This window comes from Pseudomonas taetrolens (assembly GCF_900475285.1).
GTDB lineage: Bacteria > Pseudomonadota > Gammaproteobacteria > Pseudomonadales > Pseudomonadaceae > Aquipseudomonas > Aquipseudomonas taetrolens.
In genome coordinates, this window is the sequence record NZ_LS483370.1 from 2815714 (window position 1) to 2833006 (window position 17293).

The window sequence follows — 17293 nt, forward strand, 5'->3', positions numbered from 1 at the left end:
TCTTTTACAGCTGGTCTTTTATCAACAACTCAGCCAGTTGAACGGCGTTCAGTGCGGCCCCTTTGCGTACGTTATCTGACGCCAGCCACAGATTAAGTTCAGAAGCGTCGTCCACTCCCTGACGAACACGGCCGACATACACCACGTCCTGACCCACAGCATCACCGACCGCAGTCGGATAATCGCCCGCCTCCACCAGTTCGATACTGTCGCCCGCTTCGAGCGCTGCATTGACTGCAGCCAGATCCACCGGTGCCGCCAGTTGCAGTGACACACTAAAGCTATCGCCAAAAAATACCGGCGCTTGAATGCAGGTCACCGATACTTTCAATGCTGGCATTCCCAGCAACTGGCGCAATTCGGTCACCAGGCGTTTTTCCAGAGGCACGTGACCCTGTGCATCAGGCTTGCCGACCTGAGCCAGCAGATTGAACGCCATCTGCCGGTCAAAGAACGTGGACTCCAACGGGCGCAAGTTCAACAGTTCGGCGGTTTGACGCGCCAGTTCGGACACTGCTTCACGGCCCTGGGCAGACACCGCCAGACATGCGGTCACATTGACCCGCTGAATATCCAGCACACCACGCAATGGCGCGAGTACAACTGCCAGAGCCGTGGCTGACGGGCTCGGGCTGCTGACCTGAATCGGTTTTTCCAAGCCTGCCAACACCTGTGCATTGGCTTCAGGCACGATCTGCGGTGCCTGGCCCGCCGGCAACGCACCCGACAAGTCGATTATTGCGCAACCGGCAGAGCTGGCCTTGGATGCAAAACTCAAGGTAACGGCAGGACCTGCCGCGAAGAACACCAGCTTGACCTTGCTGAAATCGAATTCGTCGACTTCACGCACTCTTACGTTTTTGCCTCGAAAAGGCACCGAATGCCCGGCGGATTCACTGCTGGCCAGCAAGTGCAAGTCAGCCACCGGAAAACTGCGCTCTTCGAGTATTTGTACAAGGGTTTCGCCGACAGTGCCGGTGGCGCCGACGACGGCGATATCAAAGGACTGGCTCATGGATCTACCTCAGGCGAAACGTGGGGAGGCGCACTTTAACCGTCCGAGAAGAGTCAGGCAATTTAAGCGGCATGCAAGACGCAGCCTTGACGGTGATTGCGTAATGGCTGGAGGGGCGATCTGCAGCGCCGGATTCAACCTGACGCTACCTGCCGCTCAAACATGAGGGCGAGCCTGGTTCGCCCTCATGCTGCTGAATCAGGGCGCCAACGGCAAGAACCAGCGTTGCGCCAGGCCCTTGCCGATCTGCCCGCGGTGAACGTTGACAGCTGCTTGCGAGCTTTGAGCGTCGGACAGCAGCGTGTAGTAGCTCTGCTTGCGTTGAGCAGCGGTTTTCAGGTGCGCCACCGTGTAGTTCTGCTTGGGCGTGTCAGCCGCCGTGTAATGAAAATGGGCATACCACAGGGGCGCGCCGCCCTTGTGGTTCACGGCGTACTCCTGAATGAAATCGCGACGTTCTCCGCGCAGGGCTATACGCTCGCCCAAGCGGGCAATTTGCACCAGATCATGTTCGAGCAAATGCTGCAGGTTGCCATGGGTAGGGGGCAAGTCCAGGCTGGCCTGGGTCCGCAGTTCACGCCCCTTGCCGGCCAGACGGGCAGCACCCGCACGCATGTCGCTCACCAGTGCCAGATCAGCTTCCTGACGTGAGCTATGCGCGGTAGCCTGGATCGCCTGTTCAAGTTCCGTCGCCATATGTTCCAGGCGCTCCGCCTCGTGAGCGAGCACCTCTTCCAGCTCTTGGGGGTATCTGGAAATCTTGCTGTAACTGTCAGCCCGCTTCACATGATTGTCGAGCTGACTGAAAAGCTTGCGCGCCTCGCCCTTGATCTGGTCGAGCGGGCGCGCGGGCGGGCGAACCTCGTCGGGCTTGAGGCCTTGAACTTCATCCCATACGTCTCCATGCCTTGAGTACGTAGCCAGCAATTCGTTGTTGTATTCAGAGCGGATTTCGACCACTTCGAGCGGCCAGTCTCTGGTTGGCAATCGCGTCTGGCCGATCAATCTGCCGCGGTGACGGGTCCTGATCACACGCTTGTGCGGTGCGCCGACGGGATGCGGTGTCCGCCTGGGGGCGTGCCTGCGGGTTTCGACAGCAGGTTTCATTGCCACCTCCAGTTGCCGGGCCACATTCTGGTACAGATCCTCCACCAGCTTGAGCAGCCGGTTGAAGTAGGCGTGGTCCAGCTCGTCGACATTGACGATGGCAATACCCTGCAAGGCATCCAGCACCCGACCGTAGCGCTCCACCAGACTGCTCAATACCTCCAGCCGTTCGCTGGTCGTAAAATCCAGCGCATCGAGATCGGTGTGCGTGCGCACCTGTTCTTGCATGGGTTCAAGCAAGGCATTCAGGCTCTCCGGCAGCGTCCGCTCCCACACCTTGATGCAAGGCAAGACGATTGCATGCAGCTGCATGCCCTTGACGCACAGCGCACTCATTTCTTCGACCGGACGGTCGCTGGTCAGGCGCGCATAGCGCTCGCCCCCCGCTTCACCCAGCTCAAACAACTCCGCGAGCCAGCGATCCTTCACCTCCAGCCAATGGATGGAGCGCTCATTGATTTCTACCAGTTCCTTGACGTACTCCGGGTATTGCTCGTGATGGGCCGCGATGGCTTTTTCAAGCTCTGGACCGCGACCGTTGAAAGAGGCCCCTTTTTCATAGTGAGCCTTGCGATCCAGCTCCGAGATGACCACCAATTTGCGTACATTGTTGATCAGGTTTTCCATCAAAATCGCCCGCGTCGCAACGGGAATCGGGATCTGCAGCTCGGTACGCTCTTGATGACTCTCCAGCAACTGCTGGTAAACGGCCGTCTGTTTCTGCAGGAGGTTGTCGAACCGCTGCCGGAAAGTGGCACGTTGTTCGGCAGTGAACCTAGGGTCTTCAGCGGCACGCTCCATGACCGATTGTGCAATGTCGATCTCTTGCTGCTGTGTCACCTGCTGCGCAAGGAACTGGTCATACTCGACTTGCAGCTGGTGTTTACGCTCCGCTTTTTGCTGGCGCAGGGCGGCCAGTCGCTTGGGCGGCATGCCCCCTCTCAGACGCAACCCCAAGTCCAGCGTCCATTGACCGTTTGCCCACTGCAGACCGGGACCGCGGAGATTGATGTCATTCGGGTCGACGATCACAAGTCCTCCACCCTCTTCACTTTCAACCCGGTACAGATTGCCCTCCACCTGGACATGCCGCTTCTGGTTCATGAGGTAGATCCCGTCAGGTGACGGCGCGGGCAAAGCTCCGGAAGGCTGTACCTGAAGACGTGACAACCTGGTGCGCTGGCTTGGGGTCAGTCGCTGGCGGGCACTGACAAAGCTGAAATCCAGGGTGGTGGCTTCCGGCCGGGGCAATTCACCTGCCAGGGCAACGGTCCCGTCAATGACGCTCGGTGATGGAGGAACCGGCCATTGTTCGGTGACACGTTCAGACACCCGGCTACGCACCACCTGCTCCCTGACACCGCGATCCAATGGCAAGGCCGCCCCATGCCCGCCCGGCGCCATTTGAAACAACAGCATGCCCAGGTTGAGCAGCAGGTCGACCATGGCCAGTTCTCGCTGGATCGGGTCAGTGCTGTGCAGAGCCGGAATGTCCCGCACGGCAGACGCTATCAGACTGAGCAACCAGCCTGTGAGCATTGCCGGCCCCCGCAGGACGGGCAGCAACAAGGTATTGAAAATCAGGCCTCCCCCTTCGAGCAGGACCTCCCAGCGGCTTTCACTGTTGGACACGGACTCCCTGTTCGCCTGATCTACCAGGGCCCGGGCGTTGCTGCCGTAGAGGTATTCCAGCAACTTGCCGTACTGCAGCGACTGCAATAACTCATCGCTGCTACCGTCAATGGCCAGGCTGGCTGGCAGCGGTGCTTCCAGCGTAGAGAAATCGCTGCCCTGACCAAAACGTACGTAATGCGGCTCTTGAAAACCACCATTGGCATAAATGGGCCGAGCGAGGTCGCTCAACCAGATCAACACGCTGGTTTGCAACGCCCCTGGCGTGGCAATGGCATCCAGTAATGCTGCGCGGGAACTGAATTCGTGCAGCGAGGGGGAATACAGCGGGCGATACAACAGGTGAGGCCCGACAGTCTGGTCTGCCGGTTCAATCACAAACATGTTGCTGACCACGTCCGCACGCGCATCGGGCTTGCGCAGCAGGGCCAAATGGCGAATGACGACTGGCACACCCTCAACCTCGCGTCCTTGCGCTTCAGGATGCATCAGTGCGGCGACGTAGCGCGCGCCAAGCGGGGTCAGGCCGTTTTCACCCTTGAGGCTGAATTCCAGTGCCTGCAAGGGCAACTGCACACTGACCTGATCGGAAAAAAACTGTTCGCGCCTGAGCGCATCCGGCGTATCGCCCAGCAGCATTGTCTGCAGCTGCTGCGGGTATACCCGACCGATATCGACCTGTTCGATCAAGCCACCGCGGCGCGTGATGTATTCCGGGGTCAGCCAGGCCGGCAGGGCCAGACCGAGGCGATGGCGCAGGGTCATATGCCCCTGCGGCCTGCCCGACAGGTTTTTCAGCGCCAGCTCCGTCAGGCTCATGCTCACCCGCTCGACGATGCCGACCGGGCTTGGATTGCCGAACCTGCCGGGTGAGCCGATGACGCTCTGGAACGTCAGTTCAATATCGTCCGGGTGGTACATCGCGCCGGGTATGTGCTCCAGCAGGTGCGTCTCCAGTCGCGCCTGATCCTGCTGCATCTGCCGTGTCAGGGCTTCGACGGTGAATTGGTGGATATCTGCAATACCGGAGAGGAAGGTCTGGCCCCGGCTGCTTTTTTTCGCCAGGGCCAACTCAAGGCTGTAGCGCCGGTAGCTGGCCTGATCGGCGAGCGGAGCCTGCTGTAGCCAGTCGGGCACCGCCGCCCTGAGCGTATCGAGCACTTGCGCGCTGACCTGAGGAGCATCGAGTAGCGCCTGCGCAGGATCGGTCAACTCCGTGTACACCGCTTGCAAGGCTGGCAACCCGACACGGGCGGGCAGTTGAAGGGTACCCAGGCGCTCCAGCTGCCGGTCAAGAATGATTGCAGCCAGGGTATCGAAGAGGTTGCCGTCGGGTTCGTAACGCCTGATGACAATCTGCTCGAGTGCGAATTTCTGGCTGATGCGCTGCGTCTCATAGCGCATGGCTTCATCCAGAAAAGGGAAAGACCTGATCTGGCCGTCTGGCTGACACAGCAGAACCTGTTTTGCCCTGGCAAGCACCAGTGTCGTACTCAAGCGGGTACTGGACACGCCCTTGCCGCCCAACGTGGTTTCAAGGCAATAGGCAAAGGTTGCATCAACGCTGTAGCGGCGCATGCGTTCGGCGCGTTCGGGGCACTGGGTGATCTGGTCGATCATTTCCCGTGCCCCGCCCCCTAGATCCTGCTGGCGAACAGCGCAGATGCTCAGCGTGTCCTTGAGCACATCGCTGAACCAGCGCCAACGGCTGACGCCGGCATCCGACGCTTCACTCCAGTAATCACTCAAGGCACTCTGCAGGACGATGGGCAAGCGCCAGGGCAATTCTTCGATCAGTGCTTCAATGACCTGCATGTCCACACTGCCGTCGGCAGGAGCCAGCCAGTCACCGGTTTCGCTGGACAGGTAGAAAGACCGGTTGAAACGCGGACGCAGGTCCAGCTTCGTACCGCTGGCCAGGTAATCCAGCACCCGCGGCATCAATGGCGACAAGCTCCAGGTCCCGTCCGAGTCCGGCGTGGCCAGCCGGACGCGGGACACATCGATCACCAGTGTGGGGTATTTTTCGGCAATGGCTGATGCCAGTGCTTGCCGGGTAGCGTTTTCCAGGGTTGGACGGCTGGCAAACTGTGCCCTGACGGCGCTTACCGTAGGCACTCGTATCAAGGTTGAGGTCGGATCAGACATGAGCATTCCTTTTAAACCGCAGTGGGTCATATGACCGGTAGCGCATTTACGCCAGGAATCCTCGACATCGAGCGGTAGTTAAATATGCCGGGCAAAAAAAATCCCGCGCCTCATTCAAGGCGCGGGATTTTTCGATACATCAGCGAATCAACGTTCCAGCAGGATCCGCAGCATGCGGCGCAACGGTTCAGCTGCGCCCCACAACAGCTGGTCACCTACAGTGAATGCACCGAGGAACTGCGAGCCCATGTTCAGCTTGCGCAGACGTCCCACCGGCACATTCAGGGTGCCCGTCACTTTGGTCGGACTCAGCTCTTGCATGCTGATTTCACGCTGGTTCGGCACCAGTTTGACCCACGGGTTGTGCTGGCTGATCAGCCCTTCGATATCAGCCATTGGCACATCCTTGTTCAGCTTGATGGTCAATGCCTGGCTGTGGCAACGCATCGCACCGATACGCACGCAGATGCCATCCACCGGAATCGGGTTCTTGAAGCGACCCAATACCTTGTTGGTTTCTGCCTGGGCCTTCCATTCTTCACGGCTCTGGCCGTTTGGCAGTTCCTTGTCGATCCACGGGATCAGGCTGCCGGCCAGCGGTACGCCGAAGTTCTCGGTCGGGTAGGCATCGCTGCGCATGGCTTCGGCCACACGACGGTCGATATCGAGGATGGCGCTGGCCGGATCCGCCAGTTGATCTGCAACTGCCGCATGGGTCGCGCCCATTTGCTTGATCAGCTCGCGCATGTTCTGGGCGCCGGCACCCGATGCCGCCTGATAGGTCATGGCGCTCATCCACTCCACCAGACCCGCTTCAAACAGGCCACCGAGGCCCATCAGCATCAGGCTGACGGTGCAGTTGCCACCAATGTAGTTCTTGGTGCCCGCATCCAGCTGCTGGTCGATCACCCTGCGGTTGACCGGGTCCAGAATAATGACCGCGTCATCCTGCATGCGCAGGCTCGACGCCGCATCGATCCAGTAACCTTGCCAGCCCGCTTCACGCAGCTTGGGGAACACCTCGCTGGTGTAGTCGCCGCCCTGGCAGGTCAGGATCACATCGAGGGTTTTCAGCTCTTCAATGTTGTAAGCATCCTTGAGCGGGGCAATATCCTTGCCCACTGACGGACCCTGTCCACCGACATTGGAAGTAGTGAAAAACACCGGCTCGATAAGATCGAAATCCTGCTCTTCCAGCATCCGCTGCATGAGCACGGAACCGACCATACCGCGCCAACCGACCAGACCTACACGTTTCATCGCAACTACACCTTTAACAAAAAGTGGGGTCGTTACTTCCACCAACAGGAAGTAACGGGCCCGAGAGATTACAGATTCTGCAGCGCCGCGACTACTGCATTGCCCATTTCCTGTGTACCGACACGGGTACAGCCCTGCGACCAGATATCACCGGTACGCAATCCCTGGTCCAGAACCAGGCTTACTGCCTGCTCGATGGCGTCGGCCGCAGCGCTCTGATTGAAGCTGTAGCGCAGCATCATCGAGACCGAGAGGATGGTCGCCAGCGGGTTGGCAATACCCTGCCCCGCGATGTCCGGCGCCGAGCCGTGGCACGGCTCGTACATGCCCTTGTTGTGGGTATCCAGGGACGCCGACGGCAGCATGCCAATAGACCCGGTGAGCATCGAAGCCTGATCGGAGAGGATATCGCCGAACATGTTCTCGGTCACGATCACATCGAACTGCTTAGGCGCACGCACCAGTTGCATCGCGGCGTTGTCGACGTACATGTGGCTCAGCTCGACGTCCGGGTAGTCCTTGGCAACCTGCTCGACCACTTCACGCCACAGCTGGCTGGAAGCCAGCACGTTGGCCTTGTCTACCGAGCACAGCTTTTTACCACGCACACGGGCCATGTCGAAGCCTACACGAGCGATGCGACGGATTTCGCTTTCGCTGTAGGGCAGCGTGTCATACGCCTGGCGCTCGCCGTTTTCCAACTCGCGAGTCCCGCGTGGTGCGCCGAAGTAGATACCGCCTGTCAGTTCACGAACGATCAGGATATCCAGCCCCGAAACGATTTCCGGTTTGAGGCTCGAAGCATCAGCCAGTTGCGGATACAGAATAGCCGGGCGCAGATTCCCGAACAGGCCCAGTTGCGCACGAATTTTCAGCAGACCGCGCTCCGGGCGAATGTCACGCTCGATCTTGTCCCACTTCGGTCCACCTACAGCACCGAGCAATACCGCGTCGGCGGCGCGGGCACGCTCCAGGGTTTCATCCGCCAGGGGCACGCCATGCTGGTCGATGGCTGCACCACCGATCAAGTCATGGGTCAGCTCGAAGTTCAGGTTGAACTTGTCGTTGGCCAATTCCAGCACCTTGACCGCTTCGGCCATGATTTCCGGACCAATACCGTCGCCTGGGAGAATCAGAATCTGCTTGCTCATGGGTTCCTCTGTCTTGTCTGTCGATGCCCCCGCAGGCGCATCCGAAAATGGGGTCGAGCTGTTATTTTTCACACCACAGCACCACGACATCAGTGCTGAACGAGCCATCGGCTTCAATTTCAAAGTAATCGCGGACTTCTGCCCCCATCGACTGCTGCAGCTCACGAATGGCTGCGCTCATGACAGGCGGCGTACGCATGCGCTCGATCCAGGAGCTGAACTCTAAACGCAAACGCTGGCGCTGTGTGCTGCGCGTATGCAAGCCGGCCTCGCTGACCTGGCGCAGCCACTCGCCCGTGGCGTAATCGCGCACATGGCTGGTGTCCCGCAGGACTTCGACACTTTGCAGGTAGGTGTCGAGCAACGGGCTGCCCGGTGACGTCACGTCGATAAACGCGGCAACACCGCCGGGCTTGAGTACCCGACGCACTTCTCGCAACGCGAGGCCCAGGTCGCTCCAGTGGTGAGCCGAATAACGGCTCAGCACATAATCAAACTCGCCCTCGGCAAACGGCAGGCACTCGGCAGCCCCCCGAACCGTACGGATATTGCCCAGGCCACGTTCATCAGCGGCGGCACTGACCACATCGAGCATGGCCTGCGACAAGTCATAGGCCACCACGTCATTGACCAGGGCAGCCACGTGAAAGCTGACATGCCCGGCACCACAGCCCAGATCCAGCACCCGCGCCTGCTGCTGGCCTGCCAGCTCGGCTTTCAGCAGATCGAACTCCACGCCCTGAGCATGCACCGTGCTGCTCAGATAGGCAGAGGCCTGCTCACCGAATTGCTTTTGTACAACCTGAGTGTGGCGCGCGGAGCTGGTCATGCTGGTTTCCTTTGTCTGACGGGCTGCTTATGCGTCGCGAAACAACCATGGCTGGCTTGCGCGATGCTTGCTTTCGAACGTGGCAATCGCTTCATGGTCCTGCAAGGTCAGGCCGATATCGTCCAGGCCATTGAGCAGGCAATGCTTGCGAAACGCATCGATTTCAAAGTTCAGCACCTTGCCGTCAGGACGTGTCACGGTCTGGGCCTCAAGGTCGACCGTGAGCTGGTAACCCGGCTCGGCTTCCACCTGGGCAAACAGCTCATCCACCTCGGCGTCGCTCAAAATGATCGGCAACAGGCCATTCTTGAAGCTGTTGTTGAAGAAGATATCGGCATAGCTCGGCGCGATGATGCTGCGAAATCCGTACTCTTCGAGCGCCCAGGGCGCGTGTTCACGGCTGGAGCCGCAACCGAAGTTCTCACGGGCCAACAACACGCTGGCACCCTGATAGCGCTCGGCATTGAGCACAAAATCCTTGTTCAGCGGGCGCTTGGAGTTGTCCTGATACGGCTGCCCCACATCCAGATAGCGCCACTCGTCAAACAGGTTCGGCCCGAAACCGGTGCGCTTGATTGACTTCAAGAACTGCTTGGGAATGATCTGGTCTGTGTCAACGTTGGCACGGTCCAAAGGCGCGACAAGCCCAGTGTGCTGAGTAAAAGCTTTCATGCTGCGCTCCTTAAATCAATTCACGGACGTCGACGAAACGACCGGTCACCGCGGCGGCGGCGGCCATGGCCGGGCTGACCAGGTGAGTACGTCCACCGGCACCCTGGCGACCTTCGAAGTTGCGGTTGGAGGTCGATGCGCAATGCTCGCCCGACTCCAGGCGGTCCGGGTTCATCGCCAGACACATCGAGCAACCTGGCTCGCGCCATTCAAAGCCAGCCTCAAGGAAAATCTTGTCCAGACCCTCCGATTCGGCCTGGGCTTTCACCAGGCCCGAGCCCGGAACAACGATTGCTTGCTTGATGGTCGAAGCCACTTTGCGGCCCTTGGCAATCACCGCGGCAGCGCGCAGGTCTTCGATCCGCGAGTTGGTGCAGGAACCAATGAACACACGGTCCAGCTGAATGTCGGTGATCGCCTGATTGGCGTTCAAGCCCATGTATTTCAGGGCACGTTCGATTGAACCGCGCTTGACCAGATCGGCCTCTTGCGCCGGGTCAGGCACGTTTTGATCAACGGCCAGCACCATTTCCGGCGAGGTACCCCAGCTGACCTGCGGCTTGATCTGCGTCGCGTCGAGCTCGATCACGGTGTCGAACTGCGCGTCGGCATCGGACACCAGGTCTTTCCAGGCTTCGACTGCCAGCTCCCATTCAGCGCCTTTCGGCGCAAACGGACGCCCTTTTACGTAAGCCACGGTCTTTTCGTCTGCAGCAACCAGCCCCACACGGGCACCCGCCTCGATCGACATGTTGCAAATGGTCATGCGGCCTTCGACGGACAAGTCGCGAATCGCGCTACCGGCAAACTCAATGGCGTGCCCATTGCCGCCCGCGGTACCGATCTTGCCGATGACCGCCAGCACGATGTCCTTGGCGGTCACGCCAAATGGCAATTGACCTTCCACCGACACCAGCATGTTCTTCATTTTTTTCGCCACCAGGCACTGCGTCGCGAGCACGTGCTCGACTTCAGAGGTGCCGATGCCGTGGGCCAGTGCGCCAAATGCACCGTGAGTCGATGTGTGCGAATCGCCACAGACCACCGTCATGCCGGGCAAGGTCGCGCCCTGCTCCGGGCCGATCACATGAACGATGCCCTGACGCACGTCGTTCATCTTGAATTCAGTGATGCCGTACTCGTCGCAGTTGTCGTCGAGGGTTTGCACCTGCAGGCGGGAAACCTGGTCAGCAATCGCTTCGATCCCGCCCTTGCGCTCTGGCGTGGTGGGTACGTTGTGGTCCGGGGTCGCGATGTTGGCATCGATGCGCCAAGGCTTGCGCCCGGCCAGACGCAGGCCTTCGAAGGCCTGCGGCGACGTCACTTCATGAATGATGTGACGGTCGATGTAGATCAGCGCCGAGCCATCGTCGCGCTGCTTGACCAAATGCGAGTCCCAGAGTTTGTCGTAGAGCGTTTTGCCGGCCATCAGACGGTTTCCTCATCAGCTACTTTCTGTGCCAATAACCACTTGGCTTGTGAGGTCGATCCTATGGGGTTACAGTTAATAACTCAAATTCATAATTTTTATGCTTTGGATAACCAATAGGAATTCAAAAGATGGATCTCGCGAATCTCAATGCCTTTATCGCGATTGCCGAAACCGGAAGCTTCTCAGGGGCCGCCGAACGGCTGTTCTTGACCCAGCCCGCCATCAGCAAACGCATCGCCAGTATCGAGCAGCAACTCAAGCTGCGGCTGTTCGATCGGCTGGGTCGTGAAGTCAGCCTGACTGAAGCGGGCCGTGCCCTGTTACCCCGGGCGTATCAGATCCTCAACGTACTGGATGACACACGCCGGGCACTGAACAATCTCAACGGCGAGGTCAGCGGCCGCCTGACTCTGGCAACCAGCCACCATATTGGCCTGCACCGCTTGCCGCCTCTGCTGCGCGAGTTCACCCGCACCTACCCCAAGGTTGCGCTGGATATTCAGTTTCTGGATTCAGAGGTGGCCTACGAAGAAATCCTTCATGGCCGTGCCGAACTGGCGGTCATCACTCTCGCTCCCGACCCGCACTCTCTGATACGCGCTGTGCCGGTCTGGAATGACCCGCTGGATTTTGTCGTGGCACCCGAGCATGACCTCACTCGCCAGGGCCCGATCAGCCTGGCCGACATTGCGCACCATCCGGCGGTGTTTCCCGGCGGCAATACGTTTACTCACCATATCGTGCAGCATTTGTTTGAAGCCCAGGGCCTGACGCCCAACATCGCCATGAGTACCAACTACCTTGAAACCATCAAAATGATGGTTTCCATTGGCCTGGCGTGGAGTGTATTACCGCGCACCATGCTTGATGAACAGGTGGCCTCGATCACCTTGCCGGGCATTCAACTGACGCGCCAGCTAGGCTACATCGCGCATACCGAACGGACATTGTCGAATGCCGCGCATGCCTTCATGACCCTGCTGGATGCTCAAGTTGATACGCCGCACACTGAGGCCTCCCAAGCGTCCACCTGACAGTTTCCGGAGCCCTGCTCAAGGATCGTAGTCCATGCCAACGACGACAGACACAGCGCTCAACAGCTCGGAGAAGCGCTTTTCCACGCTTTTCCATCTGTCCCCGCACCTGGTGCTGCTGGTACGGCTCGAAGACGGGCTGATCAGTGAGGCCAACCAATTTTTCGAGCGCCTGCTGGGTTGGCCGACGGCGCAAGTCATCGGCCGTACCACGCTGGAGCTGGGCCTGTGGCCTGATCCGCGGCAGCGCACGCGCCTGATCAAGGCGGTCCGCAACAACAGTGCCCCGGTACATATGGAGGTGCAATTGCGCGGTCGTGACGGCCAGCTTCATGACGGTATCCTCAGCGCCCAGAAAGTCGAGCTGGAGGGCGAGGCTTACCTGATCAGCCACTTCCTTGACACCAGCACGCGCAAGGAAGCCGAACAGGCACTGATCGACAGCCAGGAGCGTCTGGACCTGGCACTCGACTCCGCACAATTGGGCACCTGGGACTGGCATATTCCCAGCGGCCGGTTCTACGGCTCGGCCCGCGCCGCGCAGTTACACGGCCTGCAGCCCGTGCCCTTCAATGACTCATTCGATGCGTTTTTTGAAGGGGTGCCTGAAGAAGAGCGTCACCACATGCGCAATGCCTATCGCATGCTGCGTGAAGACCTCGCCGGCAATTGCCGGCTGACCTACCGCATGCCGCTTGAAAACGGCACCTCACGCTACCTCGAAAGTCGGGCCCGCCTGTACCGCGATACGGAGGGTGAGCCCCTGCGCATGGCCGGGACACTGCTCGACATTACGCAGCAGCAGCGAGCTGAAGCGGCGCTTAAAGCCAGTGAAGAAAAATTCGCCAAGGCGTTCCACTCCAGCCCCGACGCCATCACCATTTGCGAGTTCACCACCGGTCACTACCTTGAAGTCAATGACGGGTTCTGCCGGTTGACCGGTTACAGCAGCAGCGAAGTCATTGGCCGCAGCGCTTATGAACTGGGGATTTGGGGTGACCGTGCTCAGCGCAGGGCGCTGCTGGAGGAACTGGCCGAAAAGGGACGCATCAGCCACCGCGAAATGCTGGGGCGCTCACGCCGGGGGGATTTGCTCAACGTTGAAGTGTCGATCGAGCCCATTACCCTGAATGACACCGCCTGCCTGTTGCTTACCGCTCGCGACTTGAGCCAGCTCAAGGCTGCACAGGCCCAGATCAGGCACCTGGCCTACCATGATCCCCTGACCAACCTGCCCAACCGCGCCTTGCTGATGGACCGCCTGAGTCAGCTGACCTCATTGCTGCAGCGTCATGACCTGCGTGGGGCGCTGTTGTTTTTAGACCTCGACCATTTCAAACACATCAACGATTCCCTGGGCCATCCGGTGGGCGATTCGGTACTGAAGGTCATCACCGCACGCCTGGAAGCCAGCGTACGCCACGAAGATACCGTGGCGCGCCTTGGAGGGGACGAGTTCGTGGTGCTGCTGACCGGGCTCAAAGGTTCGCTCGAAGCCGTCACCCGCGCCGTGCGGCATACCGCCGATACGCTGCGCGAGCTGCTGGCAGAACCCATGTTTCTCGATGGCCAGCGCCTGCAAGTGACACCCAGTATCGGTATCGCCCTGATTCCGGATCACGGATCGAACCCCGCCGACCTGCTAAAACGGGCCGATATCGCGCTGTATCGGGCTAAGGATTTCGGGCGCAACACCACTCAACTGTTTCATATAGACATGCAAACTGCCGCCAGCGAACGCATGCGAATGGAAAGCGACCTGCGGACGGCCCTGGCACGCCACGAATTCAGCCTGTGCTTCCAGGCGCAGGTCGATGCCCGGAACAATCGCATTGTCGGCGCGGAGGCCCTGGTGCGCTGGCAGCACCCGCAACGCGGGCAACAATGCCCCTCCGACTTCATCAAGATCCTCGAAGAGAGTGGCCTGATTGTCGAGGTAGGCGGCTGGATTCTGGATGAGGCATGCCGTGCGTTCGGCCCGTTGTTGCGCGAAGGCCTGATCGACCCCGGACATTTCAGCTTGTGCGTGAACATCAGCCCACGGCAGTTTCGACAAACTCATTTTGTTGAACACGTGCAGCGCAGCCTGCTGACGCATCAGGTGCCCTTCTCGATGCTCAAGCTGGAAATCACCGAAGGCATCATGATTCAGAACCTGGAAGATACCATCGCCAAAATGCACCAGCTGACGGCCTTGGGGGTGAGCTTTGCGATGGATGACTTCGGCACCGGTTACTCCTCGCTGACGCACCTCAAGCGCCTGCCGGTGGATGCCCTCAAGATCGACCAGTCATTTGTCCGCGATGCCATTCACGACCCAAACGATGCGGAAATCATCCGCGCCATTGTCGCAATGGCCCTCAGCCTCAAGCTCAAGGTCGTGGCCGAAGGTGTCGAACAACCGGCACAACTCGCCTTTTTACAGAGCCTGGACTGCCATGTTTACCAGGGTTTCCTGCACAGTGAGCCCCTGCCGCTGGCCGAATTCCGGGCATTGCTGACAAAGTAGACACAGCCCGCGGCTGTCCGCGCAGTGTGTTTCGCGACACCGTCGGCACGGGGGATCGACCTGAGTGAAGTGTTTATTCCTTCATACGGACTACTCCATTCCTCCAGCCATCATGGAATAATCCAATAGATTTTGGCTCATCAGAATAATAAGGATCCACCATGCCAACCTCCGAGATTTTCGTCCTCAGTGCCAAACGTACCGCCATCGGCACCTTTGGCGGGGCGCTGAAAGATGTGCCCCTGTGCGACCTGGCTACCACTGCGGTCAAGGCCGCGCTGCTTGACAGCCAGGTCGAGCCAGCGCGCATCGGCCATGTGGTGATGGGCAACGTGATTCCCACCGAACCCCAGGATGCCTACCTGGCCCGGGTCGCAGCGATCAACGCCGGGATCCCCAAGGAAACACCGGCCTACAACGTCAATCGTCTGTGCGGATCGGGCCTGCAGGCAATCATCTCTGCCGCCCACACCTTGATGCTCGGTGATGCCGAGTTCGCCATCGGCGCCGGTGCCGAGGCCATGAGCCGCGGTCCCTATCTGCTCCCTGCGGCCCGCTGGGGCGCGCGCATGGGCGATGCGCAGGTGCTGGACTACATGCTCGGGATCCTTCACGACCCGTTCCACGGCATCCATATGGGTATCACTGCCGAGAACATTGCCCGGCGCAATAACATCAGCCGCGAAACCCAGGACGCCCTGGCATTTGAAGACCAGCAGCGGGCCGCCCGGGCCATCGCCGAGGGTTATTTCGATCGCCAGATAGCAGCGGTTAAAGTCCGTAGCCGTAAAGGCAGCAGCCTGTTCAACATCGACGAACATCCGCGTGCGGCCAGCCTGGAGCAACTGGCGCAGATGAAACCTGCGTTCAAAAAAGACGGCAGCGTGACTGCGGGCAATGCGTCGGGGCTCAATGACGGTGCGGCGGCCCTGGTCCTGGCCAGCGGCGCGGCTGTACATGCCAACCATCTCGCGCCCATGGCGCGTCTGGTGGCGTATGCACATGCCGGGGTTGAACCGGAACTGATGGGCCTGGGGCCGATCCCGGCCACGCGTCTGGCGCTCAAACGGGCCGGTCTGAGCATGGCGGACATGGACGTCATCGAAGCCAATATCGCCTTCGCGGCACAAGCCTGTGCCGTGATGCAAGAACTGGACATGGACCCGGCCAAGGTCAACCCGAATGGTTCCGGGATCGCCCTGGGGCATCCGGTCGGTGCCACGGGTGCAATCATCGCCACTAAAGCCATCCACGAATTGCACCGGATACAGGGCCGTTATGCCCTGGCAACCATGTGCATTGGCGGCGGACAAGGGATTGCGGTGATTTTCGAGCGGGTGTGACGCGGGTTTGCTGTTTTGAGCGGGCACAAAAAAACCGGCCATGAACGTTCATGGCCGGGTTTCCAAGGTTACCCCCTCTCGAGACTAGGTTGGCATCCTGCCAAACCGGCCTGACTGGAAGTCCACAAAAGCCTGATGAATTTCGGCTTCTGTATTCATCACGAACGGGCCGTGCCCCACGATCGGTTCGTCAATCGGCTCACCGCTCAGGATCAACAGCACCGCATCGCCACTGGCTTCGAGTCGCACCTGGGTGCCGTCGCGCTCGAACAGCGCCAACTGCCCTTCGCGCACGACTTCCTGACCATTGACTTCAACCGCTCCGTGCAGCACCACCAGTGCCGTATTACGGCCTTCGCGAAGCTTGAACTCAGCCGATTTTCCAGCGTTCAAACGGATATCCCAGACGTCGATCTCAGTGAAGGTCCGTGCCGGGCCACGCTGGCCATCGAACTCGCCGGCGATCAGTCGCAAGCGACCGGCCTCATCCTTGAGCGCCAGATCAGGAATCTCGCGATCGACAATGCCCTGGTAACCGGGCTCGGACATTTTGTCCCGGGCCGGCAAGTTAACCCACAGCTGCACCATTTCCAGAGTGCCACCACTTCGGGCAAACGCCTCTGAGTGAAACTCTTCATGCAGGATCCCTGATGCGGCGGTCATCCATTGCACATCACCAGGCCCGATCACCCCGCCATTACCGGTGGAGTCACGGTGTTCGACCTCGCCTTTGTAGACGATGGTCACGGTTTCAAAACCCCGGTGCGGGTGTTGCCCCACGCCACGACGCGCCGAGGTTGGGGTGAACTCTTCCGGGCCCGCGTAATCGAGCAACAGGAACGGGCTGATGTGCTTGCCCATGCTGTCGTAGGAGAACAATGTGCGGACCGGAAAGCCGTCGCCGACCCAATGCGGACGTGGCGCCGTGTAAATGCCAAGAATGCTTTTCATGTTGCACCTCCTGTAAGTCATGACGCCATCATAGATTCGACCCATCTATCGCACTAGATGGCATTTTCAGCACTGTTCGTTCCACATATAGAACAGCTCATGCCGACGCTGGGTGAAGTATCGGCCTAAATTCCTCTTCCAGCCCCTCGTTCTTCCCTGATAGCAAAGGCCCCGCTCCAGCCCTTGACGGCGAATTTCTATTGAGATGGC

General features: G+C 59.6%; 11 protein-coding genes. 3 read left to right on the forward strand and 8 right to left on the reverse strand.

The genetic code is table 11. The annotated features are described in order from the left end of the window. Nucleotides 1-4: 4 nt before the first annotated feature. From DQN55_RS12825 to leuC, 7 genes are all read right to left on the reverse strand, one after another. A complete protein-coding gene (locus DQN55_RS12825; protein WP_048382114.1) occupies nucleotides 5-1015 on the reverse strand; it encodes an aspartate-semialdehyde dehydrogenase in 1011 nt (336 codons plus the stop codon). A gap of 198 nt (nucleotides 1016-1213) precedes the next feature. Then, entirely contained in the window at nucleotides 1214-5902 is a 4689-nt protein-coding gene (locus DQN55_RS12830; RefSeq protein ID WP_048382113.1) for a dermonecrotic toxin domain-containing protein, read from the reverse strand. A gap of 147 nt (nucleotides 5903-6049) precedes the next feature. Next, the gene (gene asd, locus DQN55_RS12835) at nucleotides 6050-7162 is read right to left on the reverse strand and encodes an aspartate-semialdehyde dehydrogenase (protein ID WP_048382112.1); all 1113 of its coding nucleotides are present in this window, start codon (nucleotides 7160-7162) and stop codon (nucleotides 6050-6052) included. Nucleotides 7163-7230: 68 nt separating this feature from the next. Further along, nucleotides 7231-8313, reverse strand: a complete 1083-nt coding sequence (leuB, locus tag DQN55_RS12840) for a 3-isopropylmalate dehydrogenase (protein ID WP_048382111.1) — start codon at nucleotides 8311-8313, stop codon at nucleotides 7231-7233. A gap of 61 nt (nucleotides 8314-8374) precedes the next feature. Next, a complete protein-coding gene (locus DQN55_RS12845) occupies nucleotides 8375-9142 on the reverse strand; it encodes a class I SAM-dependent methyltransferase (RefSeq protein ID WP_048382110.1) in 768 nt (255 codons plus the stop codon). A gap of 27 nt (nucleotides 9143-9169) precedes the next feature. Further along, a complete protein-coding gene (leuD, locus tag DQN55_RS12850; protein ID WP_048382109.1) occupies nucleotides 9170-9814 on the reverse strand; it encodes a 3-isopropylmalate dehydratase small subunit in 645 nt (214 codons plus the stop codon). A gap of 10 nt (nucleotides 9815-9824) precedes the next feature. Further along, the gene (gene leuC / locus DQN55_RS12855; protein WP_048382108.1) at nucleotides 9825-11243 is read right to left on the reverse strand and encodes a 3-isopropylmalate dehydratase large subunit; all 1419 of its coding nucleotides are present in this window, start codon (nucleotides 11241-11243) and stop codon (nucleotides 9825-9827) included. Nucleotides 11244-11374: 131 nt separating this feature from the next. On the opposite strand from leuC, the gene DQN55_RS12860 reads away from it, so the two are divergent. From DQN55_RS12860 to DQN55_RS12870, 3 genes are all read left to right on the forward strand, one after another. Continuing rightward, nucleotides 11375-12280 carry a LysR family transcriptional regulator gene (locus tag DQN55_RS12860; protein WP_048382107.1) on the forward strand — a complete coding sequence of 302 codons (906 nt, stop codon included), beginning with the start codon at nucleotides 11375-11377 and terminating at the stop codon, nucleotides 12278-12280. A gap of 34 nt (nucleotides 12281-12314) precedes the next feature. Then, complete coding sequence (locus DQN55_RS12865; protein ID WP_074702951.1) at nucleotides 12315-14789, forward strand: sensor domain-containing protein; 2475 nt, start codon at nucleotides 12315-12317, stop codon at nucleotides 14787-14789. Nucleotides 14790-14950: 161 nt separating this feature from the next. Then, a complete protein-coding gene (locus DQN55_RS12870; RefSeq protein WP_048382106.1) occupies nucleotides 14951-16132 on the forward strand; it encodes an acetyl-CoA C-acyltransferase family protein in 1182 nt (393 codons plus the stop codon). Between the two features lie 84 nt (nucleotides 16133-16216). Here the strand turns inward: DQN55_RS12870 and DQN55_RS12875 are convergent, their stop codons facing one another. Beyond that, nucleotides 16217-17083, reverse strand: coding sequence for a pirin family protein (locus tag DQN55_RS12875; protein ID WP_048382105.1), 867 nt, complete (start codon nucleotides 17081-17083; stop codon nucleotides 16217-16219). Nucleotides 17084-17293 lie beyond the last annotated feature (210 nt).